At 71.6% G+C, this 17,972-nt stretch carries 20 protein-coding genes; 7 read left to right on the plus strand and 13 right to left on the minus strand.

Translation table 11 applies throughout. The annotated features are described in order from the left end of the window. Window positions 1-16: 16 nt before the first annotated feature. From F603_RS0109145 to hisI, 13 genes are all read right to left on the minus strand, one after another. Window positions 17-649 carry a Na(+)/H(+) antiporter subunit C gene (locus F603_RS0109145; protein WP_019545707.1) on the minus strand — a complete coding sequence of 211 codons (633 nt, stop codon included), beginning with the start codon at window positions 647-649 and terminating at the stop codon, window positions 17-19. Further along, complete coding sequence (locus F603_RS0109150) at window positions 646-3,669, minus strand: Na+/H+ antiporter subunit A (RefSeq protein WP_019545708.1); 3,024 nt, start codon at window positions 3,667-3,669, stop codon at window positions 646-648. Before F603_RS0109150 ends, F603_RS0109145 begins: the two co-directional genes overlap by 4 nt. Window positions 3,670-3,810: 141 nt before the next feature. Beyond that, a complete protein-coding gene (lgt, locus tag F603_RS0109155) occupies window positions 3,811-4,779 on the minus strand; it encodes a prolipoprotein diacylglyceryl transferase (RefSeq protein WP_019545709.1) in 969 nt (322 codons plus the stop codon). 123 nt (window positions 4,780-4,902) lie between these two features. Beyond that, window positions 4,903-5,646, minus strand: a complete 744-nt coding sequence (locus F603_RS0109160) for a DsbA family protein (protein WP_019545710.1) — start codon at window positions 5,644-5,646, stop codon at window positions 4,903-4,905. Window positions 5,647-5,785: 139 nt separating this feature from the next. Beyond that, window positions 5,786-6,616, minus strand: a complete 831-nt coding sequence (trpA, locus tag F603_RS0109165) for a tryptophan synthase subunit alpha (protein WP_019545711.1) — start codon at window positions 6,614-6,616, stop codon at window positions 5,786-5,788. After that, window positions 6,613-7,866, minus strand: coding sequence for a tryptophan synthase subunit beta (gene trpB, locus F603_RS0109170; RefSeq protein ID WP_019545712.1), 1,254 nt, complete (start codon window positions 7,864-7,866; stop codon window positions 6,613-6,615). Before trpB ends, trpA begins: the two co-directional genes overlap by 4 nt. A 100-nt stretch (window positions 7,867-7,966) precedes the next feature. Continuing rightward, window positions 7,967-8,170, minus strand: coding sequence for a tryptophan biosynthesis modulator TrpM (gene trpM, locus F603_RS35770; protein WP_078503616.1), 204 nt, complete (start codon window positions 8,168-8,170; stop codon window positions 7,967-7,969). Between the two features lie 5 nt (window positions 8,171-8,175). Further along, window positions 8,176-8,985: an indole-3-glycerol phosphate synthase TrpC gene (trpC, locus tag F603_RS0109175; protein WP_019545713.1), complete on the minus strand. Its 810-nt coding sequence runs from the start codon at window positions 8,983-8,985 to the stop codon at window positions 8,176-8,178. Window positions 8,986-9,205: 220 nt separating this feature from the next. After that, window positions 9,206-9,598, minus strand: a complete 393-nt coding sequence (locus F603_RS0109180; protein ID WP_019545714.1) for a DUF2752 domain-containing protein — start codon at window positions 9,596-9,598, stop codon at window positions 9,206-9,208. A 44-nt stretch (window positions 9,599-9,642) separates the two neighbouring features. Next, window positions 9,643-9,894 (minus strand): HGxxPAAW family protein, encoded by a 252-nt coding sequence (locus F603_RS0109185; RefSeq protein ID WP_019545715.1) that lies wholly within the window; start codon window positions 9,892-9,894, stop codon window positions 9,643-9,645. Window positions 9,895-10,034: 140 nt separating this feature from the next. Beyond that, window positions 10,035-10,736, minus strand: coding sequence for a TIGR02234 family membrane protein (locus F603_RS0109190; RefSeq protein ID WP_019545716.1), 702 nt, complete (start codon window positions 10,734-10,736; stop codon window positions 10,035-10,037). Then, window positions 10,733-12,268 (minus strand): anthranilate synthase component I, encoded by a 1,536-nt coding sequence (locus F603_RS0109195; protein ID WP_019545717.1) that lies wholly within the window; start codon window positions 12,266-12,268, stop codon window positions 10,733-10,735. The genes F603_RS0109190 and F603_RS0109195 overlap by 4 nt, the downstream gene beginning before the upstream one ends. A gap of 92 nt (window positions 12,269-12,360) precedes the next feature. After that, window positions 12,361-12,735: a phosphoribosyl-AMP cyclohydrolase gene (hisI, locus tag F603_RS0109200; RefSeq protein WP_019545718.1), complete on the minus strand. Its 375-nt coding sequence runs from the start codon at window positions 12,733-12,735 to the stop codon at window positions 12,361-12,363. A 140-nt stretch (window positions 12,736-12,875) separates the two neighbouring features. Here hisI and F603_RS0109205 point away from each other — a divergent pair, with 140 nt between their 5' ends. The 7 genes from F603_RS0109205 (at window position 12,876) to F603_RS0109235 (ending at window position 17,917) form a co-directional block, all read left to right on the plus strand. Next, the gene (locus tag F603_RS0109205; RefSeq protein ID WP_019545719.1) at window positions 12,876-13,508 is read left to right on the plus strand and encodes a TIGR03085 family metal-binding protein; all 633 of its coding nucleotides are present in this window, start codon (window positions 12,876-12,878) and stop codon (window positions 13,506-13,508) included. Window positions 13,509-13,649: 141 nt separating this feature from the next. Next, the gene (locus F603_RS0109210; RefSeq protein WP_019545720.1) at window positions 13,650-14,090 is read left to right on the plus strand and encodes a hypothetical protein; all 441 of its coding nucleotides are present in this window, start codon (window positions 13,650-13,652) and stop codon (window positions 14,088-14,090) included. Next, a complete protein-coding gene (locus tag F603_RS0109215) occupies window positions 14,087-15,289 on the plus strand; it encodes a helix-turn-helix domain-containing protein (RefSeq protein ID WP_019545721.1) in 1,203 nt (400 codons plus the stop codon). The genes F603_RS0109210 and F603_RS0109215 overlap by 4 nt, the downstream gene beginning before the upstream one ends. A gap of 94 nt (window positions 15,290-15,383) precedes the next feature. Further along, a complete protein-coding gene (locus F603_RS0109220; RefSeq protein ID WP_019545722.1) occupies window positions 15,384-15,869 on the plus strand; it encodes a hypothetical protein in 486 nt (161 codons plus the stop codon). Window positions 15,870-15,880: 11 nt separating this feature from the next. Beyond that, on the plus strand, window positions 15,881-16,246 hold the full coding sequence (locus tag F603_RS0109225) for a hypothetical protein (RefSeq protein WP_245600734.1): 366 nt from the start codon (window positions 15,881-15,883) through the stop codon (window positions 16,244-16,246). 345 nt (window positions 16,247-16,591) lie between these two features. Beyond that, a complete protein-coding gene (locus tag F603_RS35060; protein WP_158678628.1) occupies window positions 16,592-16,732 on the plus strand; it encodes a hypothetical protein in 141 nt (46 codons plus the stop codon). 54 nt (window positions 16,733-16,786) lie between these two features. Then, window positions 16,787-17,917, plus strand: a complete 1,131-nt coding sequence (locus F603_RS0109235) for a methyltransferase domain-containing protein (protein WP_019545724.1) — start codon at window positions 16,787-16,789, stop codon at window positions 17,915-17,917. The last annotated feature ends 55 nt before the right edge of the window (window positions 17,918-17,972 follow it).

Below are 17,972 nucleotides of genomic sequence, written 5' to 3' on the forward strand. Positions count from 1 at the left end.
ACGGGGTCACTCGGTGTCACCTGTCGGCTCCCAGAATCGTCTCCCACGGGTCGTCCTCCTCCGCGGTCTCCTCGGCGGTCTGCTCGGCCCGCGCCTGCCGTGCGCGGTGCGCCCGTGCGTCGGCGCGCGCTCGGTCCTTCAACTCGCGGTAGCGGTCACGGGCTTTGCCGAGCCGCTGGTACGCGCGGCGCTCCGCGGCCCGCTGCTCCTCCTCCGAGCCGACCATGCTCTGGTACGCCTCGCGCCAGTCGTTGTAGGTGGCCCGCAGGCGCTCCCGCTCCTCCATGTAGACGGCGCGCCTGGCGACGCGGATGTCCTCCACGTCGTCCTGCACGTCGTCGCTTCCGGAGAGCTGCCAGGCGCGGTACGCCATCGTCACGAGGAACGCCGTGAGCGCCAGCGTGATGACGATGGCGGTGAGGATGAACGCCTGCGGCAGCGGGTCGACGATAGTCGACGTGTCGGCGCCGAAGCCGAGCAGCGGTGCGTCGCCCGCGGCCCCCGCCGTGGTGAGGACGAGGATGTTGGTCCCGTTGCCGAGGAGCACCGAGCCGAGCAGGATGCGCGTCAGCGGGCGGCAGAGCAGCAGCGTGGTGCCGGCTCCGAAGAGGGTGCCGCCGACGATGACGAGCGCCAGGGTCAAGGTCATTTCTGCGTCGCCCCTCCCTCTGCCGTCGCGTTCGGGACGCGGCGGAGTTCGCGTTCCACCCGCCGGTCGATCTCGGAGCCGAGGCTCCGCAGGACGTCGAGGACGACGCCGAGGACGAGCAGGTAGACGCCGGTGTCGAAGAGGACCGGCGAAGCCGCGTGGAAGTCGCCGATCAGCGGCAGGTGTCCGTGGAAAGTGCCGGAGCCGAGCACGGAGCCGGTGAAGAGCAGCCCGCCGAGCCCGGTGAGGGTGATGGTGAGCAGCCCGATGCCGAGGAGGAACCCGGCGTCCACCGGCGCCGCGTTCGCCAACTCGTGGCGCCCGCCCGCCAGATACCGCACCCCGAGCGCGAGCGAGGCGACGAGCCCCGCGGTGAACCCGCCGCCCGGCAGGTTCTCGGCGCAGAAGAGCAGGAAGAGCGAGAGCACCACGATCGGGTGGAAGACGAGCCTCGCCACCACCTCGAAGACGACCGAGCGCCGCTCCGGCGCGAGCGTGGAGCTCGCGGCGAGCCAGGTGCGCCGCGGTGCCCTGCCGATCGGGTCGGGCTTCGGCCACCGCTCGGCCCGCTTCGCCTTCGTGTCGACGTGCGGCTGTTGCCCCGTGGCGCGGACGGACTCGGCGGGCCGCCCGCCGGGCTCCTCCGGGTGCGCGGTGCCGGAGCGGTGCCCGTGGTGGGCGAGGGCCGCGTTGGGCGGCGCCCCCGACGGCGCGGGGGACGCCGGTGAACCGGAGCGGCGCCGCAGGTAGACGAGGCTGGTGACGCCGACGGCCGCGACGGCGAGGACCGAGGACTCGCCCATCGTGTCCCAGGCCCTGAGGTCGACGAGCGTGGTGGCGACGACGTTCTTGAGTCCGTGGTCCTCGGTGGCCTGGCTGAGGAGCGGTCCCGCGGGCTCGTCGACGCGGGCGGAAGCGGCGATGTACGTCAGGCCGGCGGCGAAGGTCCCCGCCGCGATACCGAAGACGATCTGCGTCACCCGGCGCATCCGGCCCGCCGCGGGACCGACGGGGAACCTCGGGGGCAGCCTCCGCAGCACCAGCACGAAGACGATGATCGAGACCGTCTCGACGGCGAACTGGGTGAGCGCGATGTCCGGTGCGCCGTGCAGGACGAAGAGCACCGCGGCGCCGTACCCGGTGACGCCGGCGAGGACGACCGCCTTCATGCGCTGCCGCGCCCGCACGCAGAGCACCGCGACCCCGCAGACCGCGAGCGCGACGGCGAGTTGTGCCGTCGAGTCGTAGAGGCGTACGTCGCTGACGTGCTCCCAGGGCCGGTCGACGACGAGTGCGACCAACTGCGCCCCGATGAGGACGGCGAGCGCGGTGCCGAGGTAGAAGGGGAGCGAGCCGCGCTGGACGATGCCGGTCGTCTGGAGGGAGAAGCGCTCCAGTCCCCAGAGCGAGTGCGCGAAGGCGTGTTCCCCGTCCAGGACGGCGAGGTCGTCGCCGACCTTCGCGATCGGCCGGTTGAGCGCGAAGAGCACGGCGCCGAGCACCCACGCGGCGACGGAGAGCCCGAAGGCGATGCCGATGCCGTGCCAGAACTCCATGTGCAGCGGGTTGTGCACGGCGGGGAAGGCGCCGGCGAAGTCGGAGAGAAGCGGGTCGAGGAGCACGGCGCCGGGCCCGAAGGCGAGGCTCACCAGGACGACGGCGGCGCCGGGCAGGAAGAGCGCGGCGCCGGGCCTGCGCAGCACCTCGATGGGCTCGGCGCCCGGCTTGCTGGCGAACGCGCCCCAGAGGAACCGCAGCGTGTAGGCGGTGGTGAGTCCGGAGCCGACGACGATGGCGGCGAGCGCCCACTTCTGCACGGGTCCTTCGTGGAGCAGCGACTCCAGTGCTGCTTCTTTGGCGGCGAAGCCGAAGAGCGGCGGCACCCCGGCCATCGAGGCACCGGCGAGCACCGCGACGGTGCAGACCCACGGCATCTTGCGTCCGAGGCCGGAGAGTCGGTGGACGTCGCGGGTGCCCGTCGTGCGGTCGATGAGGCCGACGGTGAGGAACAGCGCCGCTTTGAAGAGCGCGTGCGCGAGGAGCATGGCGAGCCCGGCGAGCTCGCTGTCGTGGTGGCCGTCGCCCACGAGCATGGTGAGGAAGCCGAGTTGGCTGACGGTGCCGAAGGCGAGGATGCGCTTGAGGTCGGTCTCGCGGAGCGCCCGCCAGCCACCGAGGAGCATCGTGAGTCCGCCGAGCACCAGCACCGTGCCGCGCCAGGGGACGACGTCGGCGAAGGCGGGCGCCAGCCGCGCGATGAGGTAGATGCCTCCTTTGACCATCGCCGCGGCGTGGAGGTAGGCGGAGACGGGCGTGGGCGCGGCCATTGCGCCCGGGAGCCACAGACTGAACGGCCAGATCGCGGACTTGGAGAGCGCGCCGACGAGGACGAGCACCAGCGCGATGGAGACGAGCGCGTTGGCCTCCGGCGGGTTCTCCACCAACTCGGAGATCCGGAAGGTGCCGGCCTCATGGCCGAGCATGAGGAATCCGATGAGCATCACCAGGCCGCCGAGGGTGGTGACGATCAACGCCTGTAGGGCGGCGCGGCGGTTGGTCCTCGTCTCCGGATTGTGGCCGATGAGGAGGAAGGAGAAAATCGTGGTCAACTCCCACCAGACGTACAGCACGATCAGGTCGTCGGAGAGGACCAGTCCGAGCATGGCGCCGGCGAAGGCGGTCAACGTCCCCGCGAAGCGCCCCAGTCGTGGTTCGTCACTGCGGAAGTAGCCGGCGCAGTAGACCATCACCAGGGCGCCGACGCCGCCGGCGATGAGGGTCATCAGGAGCGAGAGCGAGTCGAGGCGGAACCCGAGTTCGACGCCCTGGTTGGGAATCCACGCCCAGTGGAGGGTGATTTCCTCCCCGCTGCTCACCACCTTCGGGTACTGCACGCCTGCCCACACGGCGGCGGCCGCCGGTGCGAGGGCCAGCAGCAGGAAAGCGCGCGAACCGAGCCACCGTACGAGGAGAGGGGCACAGCACGCGGCGGCGCAGTGGAGGACGATCAACCACAGCATGGGGGAAGCTTTGCACAGAAGGGTCCGCGAATAATGCAGGTCCCCCTCGGGCTGGTCCAGACCCCGTCCGGTAAAGTATCCCTTTGCCCTCGGCCAAGTTGACGCAAAGAGCCCGGTCGTAACCGGGCCCCTGTCGTTCTGCTACTCCTCCTTCGCCGCCGAACTGGCGCTTCCCGCACCGTTTTTGGCGTCCGCACCGCCCTGCCTCGGTGGCGTGGAGGCGGGTTCCTTCTCCTCCTCGCGGGAGGTCTCGGACCCTTCGTCCTCCTCCGAGCCTTCGGGGCTCCGCGGTTCGACGGTCTCCTCTCGCCCCGGCACCTTGCGGGCCGAGACCACGATGTACGCGACGGCGCAGAGGAAGACGACGATCGCCGTCCAGTTGTTGAGCCGCATCCCGAGCACGTGGTGCGCATCGTCGACGCGCATGTACTCGATCCAGAACCGGCCCGCGGTGTAGGCCGCGACGTAGAGCGCGAAGGCGCGGCCGTGCCCGAGCCGGAAGCGCCGGTCGGCCCAGATCACCAGGAGCGCGACGCCGATGCACCAGAGCGACTCGTAGAGGAAGGTCGGGTGGTAGGTGGCGATGTCGGGAGTCTCGACGGGGCGGTGCTGCGCGTCGATCTCGACGGCCCAGGGCAGGTCGGTGGAGCGGCCGAAGAGCTCCTGGTTGAACCAGTTGCCCCAGCGCCCGAGCGCCTGCGCGAGGACGATGCCGGGCGCCACCGCGTCCGCGTACGCGGGGAGCGGGATGCCGCGGCGGCGGCATCCGATCCACGCGCCGAGGGCGCCGAGGGCGATCGCTCCCCAGATGCCGAGACCGCCGTCCCAGATGCGGAAGGCGTCCACCCAGTTCCGGCCCTCGCCGAAGTAGAGCTGGTAGTCGGTGAGTACGTGGTAGAGCCGGCCGCCGACGAGCCCGAAGGGGACGGCCCAGACGGCGATGTCCGCGACGGTGCCCGGCCGGCCTCCGCGCGCGACCCAGCGGCGTGAGCCGAGCCAGACGGCGACGAAGACACCGGCGATGATGCAGAAGGCATAGCCGCGCAACGGGATCGGCCCGAGATGAATCTCGCCCGACGAGGGACTGGGGATGAAGGCAAGGGTGTCCATGGCGATCCAGACGCTACCGTGCCCGGGCGCACCGCGGGCAATCAGGCCGCACAACGGCTCCATAACAGCGGCGCCCCGACAGCCGATCGGCCGGAACCGACCTGCACCGGGGCGCCGGGCCCGTCAGTTCTTCCCGGCGACGAGCTCCTTGAGCCGCTGCGGGGTGAGCGGCTTCTGCTGGTTGCCGTAGATGTCCTCGCCGTCGAGCAGGACGGTGGGCGTCGACTGGTGGCCCGACTGCCCGAACGCCTTGTCCGACTCCTCGACGGTGCTGTTGTGCCGGCCCTCCTCCACGCAGGAGGTGAAGGACGAACCGCTGAGGCCCGGGACCTTCTTCGCCAGCCCGAGCAGGGTGGAGGTCTTGCCGAAGGTGTCGTCCTGCTCCTGCGGTTGGTTGCGGTAGAGGACGTCGTGGTACTCGGGGAACTTCCCCTCGTCCTTGGCGCAGTACGCCGCGTTCGCCGCCTTCTTCGAGCCCGTCCCCGGCATGTTGCTGTCGATGAGGGTGACGAGGTGGTAGTCGGTGCGCAGCTCGCCCGCTTCCGCCAACTCCCTGATCGTGTCGCTGAACTGGTTCTCGAACTGGCCGCAGGCCGGGCAGCGGAAGTCCTCGTAGATGGTGAGTCGGGAGGCGGCGGACGCGCTGCCCATCGAGATCGGCTTCGCCGAGGACTGGCTCTCCGTGCTCTCCCCGCCGCCCCTGTTCACCAGGAACACACCGGCGACCGCGGCCACGCCCAGCACCAGCACGCAGGCGAGGCCCATCTTCAGCGCGCGCCCGCGGCGTTGGGCGGTCTTCTGCCGCTGCTGCTCCTCATGCAGCCGCTCGCGCGCGGTGCGCTTTCCCTCACGGTTCTTCTGGCTCATCACACCCGGGGGCAACGAGCGGCCCCGGGGCAACCGCACCCCACCGCCGCCGATTCACCCGAAAGAGCAGGGTAGTTGGGGACCCGCGTACGGCACCGCGACGAGCGCCGTGCCGTACGCGGACCGCACGCTCCCGGCGTCAGCCGGTGCGGCGCACGCCCTCGGCGAGCTCGCCCGCGAGCGCCCGCACACCGGCGAGGCCCCCTTCGAGGTCCTCCCCCGCCGAGAGGAGGAGCTTGACGAAGGCGGAGCCGACGATCACCCCGTCCGCGAACCCGGCGACCTCGGCGGCCTGCTCGGCCGTGGAGACCCCGAGTCCGACGCAGACGGGCAGTTCGCCGACGCTCCGCGTCCGCGCCACGAGGTCCTGCGCCCGGCCGCCCACCGACTCACGCGTCCCCGTGACGCCCATCACGGACGCCGCGTAGACGAAGCCGCTCCCGGCCTCCGTGATCTTCGCCAGCCGCTCGTCCCTGCTGCTCGGCGCGACGACGAAGACCGTCGCGAGGCCGTGCTCCTCGGCGGCCTTCCGCCAGCCCTCGGACTCCTCGACCGGCAGGTCGGGGAGGATGCACCCGGCGCCGCCCGCCGCCGCGAGGCCGGCCGCGAACCGCTCGGCCCCGTACCGGTCGACGGGGTTCCAGTACGTCATCACCAGCACCGGCTTGCCCGTCGCCGCGTGCGCCTCGCGCACGGTGCGGAGCACGTCGGCGATGCGGACGCCGCCGCGCAGCGCGACGTCGTCAGCGGTCTGGATCACGGGGCCGTCGAGGACGGGGTCGCTGTGCGGCAACCCGACCTCGACGACGTCGCACCCGCCCTCGAGGAGAGCGGTGCAGGCGCTGATGCCGCCGTCCACCGTGGGGAAGCCGGCGGGCAGGTAGCCGACGAGGGCCGCGCGGCCCTCGTCCTTCGCCGCCGCGAGGGTGGACTCCAGCAGTGCGCGGTTCCCGCCGCTGTCGGTGCTCATTCGTCGCCCTCCGGGTCTGCGTCGTCGGCGCCGTCGTAGAGGCCGAAGTAGCGCGCGGCCGTCTCCATGTCCTTGTCCCCCCTGCCGGAGAGGCTGACGAGTACGACGCCCTCGGGGCCGAGTTCGCGGCCCAACTCCAGGGCGCCGGCGAGCGCGTGCGCGGTCTCGATGGCCGGGATGATGCCCTCGGTCTCGGAGAGCAGGCGCAGCGCCTGCATCGCCTCGTCGTCGGTGACGGGGCGGTACTCGGCGCGGCCGGTCTGCCGCAGGTGGGCGTGCTCGGGGCCGATGCCCGGGTAGTCGAGCCCTGCCGAGATCGAGTACGGCTCGGTGATCTGACCCTCGTCGTCCTGGAGGACGTAGCTGCGGGAGCCGTGGAGGATGCCGGGGCCGCCCTCGGTGAGGGTCGCGGCATGCTCGCCCGACTCCACCCCGTGCCCCGCCGCCTCGAAGCCGAGGAGGCGGACCTGCTCGTCGGCGAGGAAGGCGTGGAAGATGCCCATCGCGTTCGAGCCGCCGCCCACGCAGGCGGCGACGGCGTCCGGCAGCCGGCCGATGCGCTGGAGCACCTGCCGACGGGCCTCGACGCCGATCACCCGGTGGAAGTCGCGCACGAGCTGCGGGAAGGGGTGCGGGCCGGCGACGGTGCCGAAAAGGTAGTGCGTGTGGTCGACGTTGGCGACCCAGTCGCGGAACGCCTCGTTGATGGCGTCCTTCAGCGTGCGGCTGCCGGTCTCGACGCCGACGACCTCGGCACCGAGCATCCGCATCCGCGCGACGTTGAGCGCCTGCCGCTCGGTGTCGACGGCACCCATGTAGATCGTGCAGCTCAGCCCGAAGAGGGCGCACGCCGTGGCGGTGGCGACGCCGTGCTGTCCCGCACCGGTCTCGGCGATGATGCGCGTCTTGCCCATACGCCGGGCGAGGAGCGCCTGGCCCAGCACGTTGTTGATCTTGTGCGAGCCGGTGTGGTTGAGGTCCTCGCGCTTGAGGAAGACGCGAGCGCCCCCGGCGTGCGCGGCGAAGCGGCGTACCTCGGTGAGCGGGCTCGGGCGTCCCGTGTAGTCGACGAGCAACTCGTCGAGCTCGGCTGCGAAGGACGGGTCCTGCTTCGCCTTCTCGTACTCGGTGGCGACCTCGTCCACGGCGGCGACGAGCGCCTCCGGGACGAACCTGCCTCCGAAAGCGCCGAAGTACCCCTCGGCTGTGGGGGTTCGACCCTCGGGGTCGGGGATGAAGTAGTCGGACATCCGACAGTGCTCCTCGGACAGAAGAACGGACGTTTCCGGGTGCGGCGGGACGCGCGGGCACGACCGGCGGGCGGTGTCGCCCCCGGTTCCGGCGCCTCGCTCAGTTCGCGGCGGAGCCGCAGGAGGCGCGCCATCGGCGGCCGTTGATCTGTCCCGGCTCGCAGCCGATGTGGTAGCGCACCCGGCGGCCGAGCGCCCTGCGCGCCGGGGCCCTGCACCCGCGCGGCCGGCGCCCGCGTGCCAGCGCGGGGTGCGCCTCGGGGGCCCGGGGCGCGTACGTCGGCGAAGGGGGTGCGAAGGGCAAGGTGCTCAGTCCCTGCCGTGGCGCAGCGCCGGGTGGGCGCCCGCGGCGACGAGGTCGGAGACGGCGGTCTTCGGGTCCTTGCCGATCACGAGGGACTCGCCCACCAGGACGGCGTCCGCGCCCTCGTTGGCGTAGGCGATGAGGTCGTGCGGCCCGCGGACGCCCGACTCTGCGACCTTGACGACGTGTTCGGGGATCTCCGGCGCGATCCGTGTGAAGTTGCCGCGGTCCACCTCGAGCGTCCTGAGGTTCCGAGCATTGACCCCGATCACCTTGGCGCCCGCCTCCACGGCGCGTTCAGTCTCCTCCTCGTCGTGCACCTCGACGAGAGGGGTGAGCCCGATCGACTCGGCCCGCTCGATGAGCGAGACGAGCGCCTCCTGCTCCAGCGCCGCGACGATCAGCAGGACGACGTCGGCGCCGTGCGCACGCGCCTCCCAGAGCTGGTAGGCGGAGAACATGAAGTCCTTGCGGAGGACCGGGACGTCCACCCGGGAGCGGACGGCTTCGAGGTCGGCGAGGGAGCCGCCGAACCTGCGCTGCTCGGTGAGGACGGAGATGACGGCGGCGCCGCCCTGCTCGTAGTCGGCGGCGAGCCCGGCCGGGTCGGCGATGGCGGCGAGCGCGCCCTTGGACGGGCTGGAGCGCTTCACCTCGCAGATGACACGGACGCCTTCGCCCTTCAGCGCGGCCAGGCCGTCCAGCGCACGGGGAGCCTGGGCGGCGCGCTCCTTGAGCTCGTCGAGACTTACGCGCGCCTGCCGTTCGGCGAGGTCCTCACGCACGCCTTCGATGATCTCGTCGAGCACACTCACGCGAGCGGCTCCCTTCTTGGCTGATCTTGGCTGGTCCTGGCTGACTGCTTCTCGGGGATTCTCAGCGCTTCTCGGTGCTTCTCGGCCGGGTGCACCCGCGGTCGCGGGCAGACGTTCAGGTCACGGAGTGCGATGGTATCCGCCACCCCGTCCGAGCCTCGCATCCGCCCGTCGCAAATCCCACATCGCGGACGAACCTCGCAACGGAACCCCGCGTCCCTCACGGCGCGAGGACGGCCCCGAAGGGCAGGTTCCGGACAACACTGAAGACGCCCACCACGGCACCAACCGCCCACCAGTGCACGGCGCTCGGCGCCGGCACGCGCAACGGCCTCCCGCGCGCCGACTGCACCAGCCACGCCGACAACCCCCCGGCGAGCAGCACGACGAGGACGACGGCGAACGCGTTGGCGCCGAGCGCTGCCGGCACGTCCCCGTGCGCGAGGGCGTGCGCGGCGCGCAGGCCGCCGCAGCCCGGGCAGTAGACGCCGGTGAACGTGAGCAGCGGGCACGCCGGATAGTGGCCCGGGGTGTTCGGGTCGACAGCGCCCACGTACGCGAAAGCCGCGCCCGCGGCGGCGAGTGCGGCCAGGGGCGCGGCGAGGCGCGGCACCGCGCTGCGCAGGCGGTGCCGTGGTGCGGCCTCGGGCCGCTCGCTCAGGAGCGCGCTCCTGCCGTACCGCCCGGCTCCGTCGCGGTCTTGGCGGTGGGCCTGTGCCTCTCCTTGCCCATCCCGGCGGCGCTCATCGCCATGCCGACGAGCCCGCCGGCCCCCACCACGACGAGTCCGGCCACGACACCCCACGGCTGCGCCATGACCATGAAGGCGCTGCCGATGCAGAAGCCGATGAAGGCGATGGTGACGCCCGTCCACGCCGCGACGGTGTTTCCGTGGCCTGTGTCCGCCATGAATGCTCCTTGTTACCGACGAATCCCGTGGTGTGCCCGTACGACCGCGCCCACCTGCCTCCATTGTCCCCTGCGGCGCCCACCGCACAGCGAGCGGCCCCCGCTAGTGTCCGCGCACGCGTCCGGCCGGGCGGCGGGCTTCAGGTGGGGTCCTCGCCGCGGTCGAGCGCCTTCCACAGGTCCTCGGGCCGCTCGGGGTCGACCTCAGCGGCCGGTGCCTGCTTGCGCGAGGTCCGCTCGTACCGCGAACTCCCCGACATCGAGGGCCAATTGCGGCCGTAGACGAGGGCGAGCAGCCCGGCGAGGAGGATCAACAGGCCGCCGGCGGCCGAGAGGTAGGGCCAGGGCGTGGTGGAGACGGCTCCGATCGCGCTCTCCGCGAGGCCGCTCGTCTCGGCGGCCTCCTCGCGCAGCGCCGAGTCGTCGCCCATGCCCGTGAGCGCGGAGACGACGACGCCCGCGCCGCAGAGCGCGAGGAGCCCCGAGACGAGGAAGCGTCCTGCCCTGCGGACCGCGAAGACCGCGACGAGCGCCGCGAGTCCGACGAGTGCCAGGGCGCTCGGCAGGCCCGTGACGTCGCCGCCCGAGGCGCTGACGGGGACGCGTCCGCGCGCGAAGCTCGTCGCCGACTCGCTCCACGTCTGCCCCGCGGCGAGGAGGGCGAGCGCCGCGCCGACGGCGCCCGCGAGGAGCGCGACGCCGAGCGCCCTGCGGGCGGCCCGGGAGCGCGTAGTGCGGCCGGGCGCCTCGTCCGGCGCGGGCTCGGCCTCGGAGGCGTCCGCCTCCCCCGGCTCCGGGGCGTCCGAGGGTTCGGAGGTGCGCGCGTGCGGGAGGGAAGTCACCTCTCCACGCTACCGCCGAGGCGTTCGGCCGTACGGACCGCCCTCAGGACGGCCGCCGCCTTGTTCCGGCACTCGGCGTCCTCGGCCGCCGGTTCCGAGTCGGCGACGACGCCGGCGCCGGCCTGGACGTAGGCGGTGCCGTCGCGGAGGAGCGCGGTGCGGATGGCGATCGCGGTGTCGGCGTCGCCTGCGAAGTCCAGATAGCCGACGCAGCCGCCGTAGAGGCCGCGTCTCGTCGGTTCGAGCTCGTCGATGATCTGGAGCGCCCGGGGCTTGGGGGCGCCGGAGAGGGTGCCGGCGGGGAAGCAGGCGGTGAGTGCGTCGAGCGCGGTGCGGTCCTCGGCGAGGCGGCCCGTGACCGTGGAGACGATGTGCATCACGTGGCTGTAGCGCTCGATCGTCATGAAGTCGACGACCTCGACGCTGCCGGGGGCGCAGACCCGGCCGAGGTCGTTGCGGCCGAGGTCGACGAGCATCAGGTGCTCGGCGCGCTCCTTCTCGTCGGCGAGCAACTCGTCGGCGAGCGCGGCGTCCTGCTGCGGGGTGGCGCCGCGGGGCCTGGTGCCGGCGATGGGGTGCATCATGGCGCGCCCCTCCTCCACCTTCACCAGCGCCTCGGGGCTGGAGCCGACGACCTCGAACCCGTCGTCCGCCTCCTGCCCTGCGAACCGGAAGAGGTACATGTACGGGCTGGGGTTGGTGGCGCGCAGCACCCGGTAGACGTCGAGCGCGTCGGCGGCGCAGTCGGCCTCGAACCGCTGCGAGGGCACGACCTGGAACGCCTCGCCCGACCTGATCCGCTCCTTGATCTCCTCGACCCAGCCGCGGTAGGTGGCGCCGCCCGATCGACTGCGGTGGTCGGGGAGTTGGGAGGCGGGCAGGGCCGACGGGGGGACCGGTGCGGCGCGCGCGAGGTCGGCCTCCATCGCGTCGAGGCGGGCCAGGGCGTCGGCGTAGGCGTCGTCGACGCCGGTGTCGAGGTCGTTGTGGTTGATGGCGTTGGCGATGAGGAGGACGGTGCCGTCCTTGTGGTCGACGACGGCGACGTCGGAGGCGAGGAGCATGGTGAGTTCGGGGACGCCGAGATCGTCGGCGGTGTCCTCGTCGCGGCCGAGTCGCTCCAGGCGGCGGACGACGTCGTAGCCCAGGTAGCCGACCATCCCGCCGGTGAACGGCGGGAGTTCGGCGTCGCGGTGGAGGTCGCGGGGCGTGTGGAGGGCGGCGAGCGTCTCGCGGAGTGCGGCGAGCGGGTCGCCGCCCGTGGGGAGGCCGACGGGGGGCGTGCCGCGCCAGTGGGCCTCTCCGCCACGGACGGTGAGGGCCGCCGCGCTGCGTACGCCTATGAAGGAGTAGCGGGACCAGGTGAGGCCGTTCTCGGCCGACTCCAGCAGGAAGGTGTCGCGGCGCTCGCCCACGAGTTTTCGGTAGAGCGCGATGGGCGTGTCGCCGTCCGCGAGGAGACGCCTGGTGACGGGGATGACGCGGCGGTCCTCGGCGAGGGTGCGGAAGCCTTCGAGGTCGGGGGTGGTCATGGCGGGAACCTTGGGGCCGTGGGGATCGGGGCGGGGGTGCGCGGTCGGCGGCGACGCGCGGGCGGTGGCGGCCGGGAGGCGTACTGCGCCAACTACTCTGCCTGCGCGGCCTCTTGGGCTCCGCTCACCGGGAGGCGGTCGGCGTCGAAGCAGGTGCGGTCGCCCGTGTGGCAGGCGGCGCCGATCTGGTCGACCCGGACGAGGACGGTGTCGCCGTCGCAGTCGAGGGCGACGGCCTTGACGTACTGGACGTGCCCCGAGGTGTCGCCCTTGACCCAGTGCTCCCCGCGGCTGCGGCTGTAATAGGTGGCGCGGCCCGTGGTGAGGGTGCGGTGGAGCGCCTCGTCGTCCATCCAGGCGAGCATGAGCACTTCGCCGGTGTCGTACTGCTGGGCGACGGCGGGGATCAGGCCGTCGGCGTTGCGCTTGAGGCGCTCGGCGATCGACGGATCGAGAGAGACGGACATGGCTCCATTCTCGCCCATCGTCGCGCGCACACTTCGCGCGGAGGCGAACACGGAAGGTGACAGGACCGGAGGGCGCGGAAGCCGAGCAACACGCCTCCGCACCGGCTCGCGGCAGGGTGCTGCGCCGTAGGGTGGGGCACATGTCGACACACGCACAGCGGGAACGCCTGCTCCTCGCCGACCTGTTGGAGAACCACGGCCCCGACGCCCCCACCCTCTGCGGCGACTGGCGCACCCGGGACCTCGCAGCGCACCTCCTCGTCCGCGAGCGGAGGGGCGACGCGGCGGCGGGGAGCTTCGTCAAGCAACTCCAGCCGCGCATGGAGCGCGTGCAGGCCGAGTTCGCCGAGAAGCCCTACGAAGAGTTGCTCCAACTCTTCCGCTCGGGTCCGCCGCGCAGCTCCCCGTTCGCGATCAAGCAGATCGACGAGGCCGCCAACACCGTCGAGTTCTTCATCCACGCCGAGGACGTCCGCCGCGCCGAGGAGAGCTGGAAGCCGCGGCAGCTCGACGCGGTCTTCCAGGACGTGCTGTGGCGGCGGCTGGAGAAGGCGGCGCGGGTCCTTGCGCGCAAGTCGCCCGTGGGCCTGGTGCTTCGGCGTCCCGACGGGCAGACGGTCGTGGCGCGCAAGGGCACGCCCGTCGTCACGGTGACCGCCGAGCCGTCCGAGCTGCTGCTCTACGCCTCGGGCCGGCAGCGGGTCGCGAAGGTCGAGGCGGCGGGCGACAGCGAAGCGGTGGCGCGGGCCGAGACAGCGGACCTGTCTTTTTGACACTCCCCGACTGCCCCTCGCTGCACGGTAATTGACGCTTCTCCGTGCATCGCCCCGAGCCCCTGTTGACCGACGGTAACCGGGCGTATCGTCTGCTCCGTAGCTGCGGACGGGGGAGACGGCGCCGAGCACTACATCGTCATGGAGGACGCCGGCGGCAACACGGTGGAGGAGACCCTCCTGCGCACCAGGAAGAGCGAGGAGCAGCTCGGCAGGCCGCTCGACGTCGAGACGGTCCTCGCCTACGGGTGCAAGATCCTTGACCTGGGCGGCATTCGGCCCCCGACCGACGAGACCCCTCCCGTGGCCACTCTCGGCCACCCCTCACCCGAGATGGGCGAGAGCCCCAGGCTGCGGACGACCGTGGCCCGCGACATCCACACGGTCGGCCGCGCCCTGGAAAACCACGCGCACCGGGACGTGCCGGGACTCGGCATCGCCTCGCTCAAGGCGCTGGCACGCCTGTGCGCACGAGCCGTCAGCAGCAAGCCACCTCGCCGTTCCCCATGGGCAGTTACCCGCACGGTCCTACCATCGGAAGCGACGCCACCATGCCCGAAACCCCCTGAGGTGCACACGTGAGCAACTGGGCTGATCTGACGACCGGTAAGCGCATCAAGGCCCTGCGGGGCGCCGACCTGACACAGCAGGGCCTGGCCGAAGCGGCGGGCGTCTCGTACGCCCTGATCCAGAAGGCCGAGCAGGACCGCGGCGAGCTCTCCGTCGGCTCCCTGCTCAAGCTCGCCGCCGCGCTCCGCACAGACGTGGGCGTGATCCTGGGCCAGCAAGCACCGCGCCGCGGTATGAGCAGAGATACCAGGGCTGCTGTACGGCTGCTTTCCGACGGGGTACATGAAAGCGCGCTCGGCGGTTGGGCAGGCGTTGAAGACCCGAGCACGCTCAGCGAACTGTCGACAGCTTACGAACACGTGAGTGCCGCTTATTGGCGGGGCTCATACGGGGAGTTGAGCGAACTCGTCCCCAAGGTGTTGCTTGAGGGTCAGGCACGGTATGCGCATGCCACGGGACACGAACGTGAGCGCCTGGGCTCGGTCCTCGCGAGCACCTACCAATTTGCTGCGTCTGCCGCGCTTCTCCTCGGACAGCGTGACCTCGCTCTGAGCGCGCTCACCTCCGCGCGGAATCTGGCGGAGGACTCCGGCGACGAGGTGCTGAGCGCGCTGGTGGAATCCACGCTGTCGTGGATCTATCTGCGGAGCGCAAGGGTTCCACGGGCGGTGGCGGTTGCCGAACAGGCGGCATTGCGGATCGAGCCGTCATTCAGCCGTGCCGGCCGTCCCCAGTTGCTCGCGTACGGGCGACTGATGATCTCTGCTGCCGTAGCGGCCTCCCGGCGGGGCGATGGCGTATCCGCAGACGACTATCTGTCGCAAGCTCATGCTGCGGCTGCTCGGCTCGGTGCGGACGAGGCTATCTACGGCACGCATTTCGGCCCCACTGCCGCGAGCACCGAGGCCGTTGGAATCGCGGTGGCGCTCGGGAGCCACGGGAAAGCGCTCCAACTGGCATCGCGCACGCAACTGCCCCCATCCATGCCCAAGCTGGCGCGCAACCGGTACAAGCTCGACGTTGCCCTCGCGCAGTGCTCGGCAGGGCTGTACGACAAGGCCGGTGACACGCTGGTCGAGGTCGGTCTCGACGCGCCGGAGTGGGTGAAGCATCAGGCGTTGCCGGGCGTGATCGGGCAGCGGATCGCGAAGGTGTCCACAACACGCGTGCGGAACATCAGCGAATTGATCGGTGTTCCCTTGGTCGCGTGACACCTACGGAGCGTAGGAGTTGGCCCGGAACAAGTTACGTCGGTCCTACGCTCCGTCTCTTCACTGTGCGTGATCGTCGCGACACGATCTACGCATGGTCAGCATCGAGCAAGGACTCCACAAGGGGCCAACTCCGGCCCGGCGAACCGCAGGTGAGAAGAAGCGGCGGCAGGCCCTCGCGGACCACGCGGCCGGCCACGTGCCGGGCGAGGGCCCCGTACCGGACCACGCGTCCAAGGTCGACCGCTTCCGCGTCGTGATCTACCTGTGCGCGGCGGCCCACTCCGATATCTCGGGGCCGCGCAAGGAGTGCACCGAGTACGCCGCGGCGTTCGGCTGGAACATCGCCGACGTGGTCGAGGACCGCGTCGGCCTGCTTCCCCCGGAGGGCCGCGAAGGACTGACGCGCGCCGTCGAGATGGTCGAGAAGAGGGAAGCGGGCGCGGTGCTCACGCCCTGCCGCTCGATGATCTCGACCATTCCGCAGGAGTACGACGAAGTCGCGCGCAGCGTCGAGAAGGTGGGCGGCTTCCTGCACGTCATGGACTCCGACCGGGCCCGGCCGCACACCCCGTGCTGACGGCGCCGGCCATGCGCGGAAAGGTCACCGCCGGGTACTGGTGTGAGTGGTGGGTGTCCGATCCGAGCACGCCCGCACCGCGCCGCATACAGGCGTGCCCGGTCGCTGCACCCTCGAACGCGCTCCGTTGGGCGCGCGTCGGCCTCGCCATCATCGCGTCAGCCCTCGAAGAACCGGCCTCGGCGTACGCCTTCGACTGGCTCGGCGCGGACCCCCGCGAGGCCGAGGCCGACCTCGCCCGCGGAGAACCGTTCGAGTTCGCCGTCTCGTGCGGCGAAGCACGGTTCGCGTGGACGGCCCGACCGGTCAACTTCCTGCCCCTGGTGGGCGGCGACCCCTTGTCCTGCGGCGCACGCGGGGGTGCGCCGTGGGAGTGAGGCCGCTGGAACTGTGGGCCCGGTTCGAGTTCCGCCGCGGCTCGTGCCATCGCTGCGAGCGTACGAACCTGCCCGTGGCGCGCCTGGGGACGATGGAGGCGCACGGCGTCACCGTTGTATTCCGCGCCTGTCACCGGTGCATCTTCCGGCTTGAACAGCTCCATTGGGTCGAGGCCGAGCGCGCTCCACTGCGGGCGCTGCGCTTGCCCGGTGTCCCGCTACGAATCGGGCGCCTGCGGGGCAACGCCCGCGTAGGCTCCGCCTCGGCCGCACCCGATGGTTCATCGCCCGGCCGAGGCGGATTTCCGAAGCACCACCCGAGCACCACCGATCAGGAGGTACACAATGGGCGCATTTCCGTGGATGACGCGGGCCGATGGTGGAAATCCGCAGGATGACAGCGACTCCGGCAACAAGCACGGGGGTGGCGGTTCCGACGAGGGCGGCAACACCTCGGACGGCCAGGGTCCGGCGGACGGCGAGTAAGTGACCGCTGAAACTCCCGGCACGAAGGAGGCTGGCCCGGGAGGGCTGGCCTCCGTGCTGCTGGAGAAGGGCGCACTCACGTCGGATTGGATGCCCGCGTTCAAGGCGGTGCCGCGGGATGCGTTCGTGCCCGACCGGCTGTGGCCGGGCACGGCGGGCGGCAACCGTCAGGGCGAGGCGATCGACCGGAACACGGACCCGGCGCGGTGGTGGGGGAAGGTCCACAGCGACGTTCCGCTCACGACGCAATGGGACGACGGCGCGCATGCGGGCGCGGACAAGGGCCGGTCTCCGACCTCGTCCAACTCCATGCCCACGATGGTGTTCTCGATGCTCGACGCCCTGAGCGTCGAGCGCGGAAATCGGGTGTTGGAGATCGGGACCGGCACGGGCTGGAATGCGGCTCTGCTGTCGTACCGGCTCGGCCCGGACAACGTCGTGACGGTCGAGGTTGATCCGGCCGTCGCCGAGGAAGCGCGGCGGCGCCTCGCCGCGGCCGACCTCAACCCGTTGTCCGTCGTCGGCGACGGCGCACAGGGCTACCCGGACGGTGCCCCGTACGACCGGATCATCGCCACGTGCGGGATCTCCACCGTGCCGTACGAGTGGGTCGAGCAGGCCGCGGAAGGGGCCGTCATCGTCGCCCCCTGGGGCCCGTCCTACGGCGGGCAGGGGATCGCGCGGCTGAGGGTCGGCGAGGGCGGCGTCGCCATGGGTCAGTTCGTGATGTCCTCGGCGTTCATGCGCCTGCGCGATCAGCGCGACACGTTCCCGCCGACGGACGCGTTTCCGGGAGCGTCGAACTGGCCGAGCACGGCGTCGCGGCGCACGACCGCGCTCTCACCGGACGACATGGGCTCCTGGCACCACATGTTCACGCTCGGCGTGCAGGTGCCGGACATGTTCTGTCGCGTCGAGCGGGGCAAGGCCGGCGCGTATCGGCTGTGGCTGCTCGACATGGGCTGCACGTCGTGGGCGACGGCCGACTACGAACCCGGGCGTACCGCATTCGAGGTCGCCGAATACGGGCCGCGTCATCTGTGGGCTGAGGTCGAGGCCGTCATGTCCTGGTGGCGAGAGAAGGGCGAGCCGCGGTTCGAGCGGTACGGCCTGACGGTCACTCCGCACGGTCAACGCGTGTGGCTGGACAGTCCGGACAACTTGGTACCTGTCCAGGTGCCGTGAGGCTCCGACACGTCCCGGTGTCCCCGCCCGCCAACTCCGCGGTCGCCGACGGGGG

It is taken from the genome of Streptomyces sulphureus DSM 40104 (assembly GCF_000381025.1).
GTDB classification, from domain to species: Bacteria; Actinomycetota; Actinomycetes; order Streptomycetales; family Streptomycetaceae; genus Streptomyces; species Streptomyces sulphureus.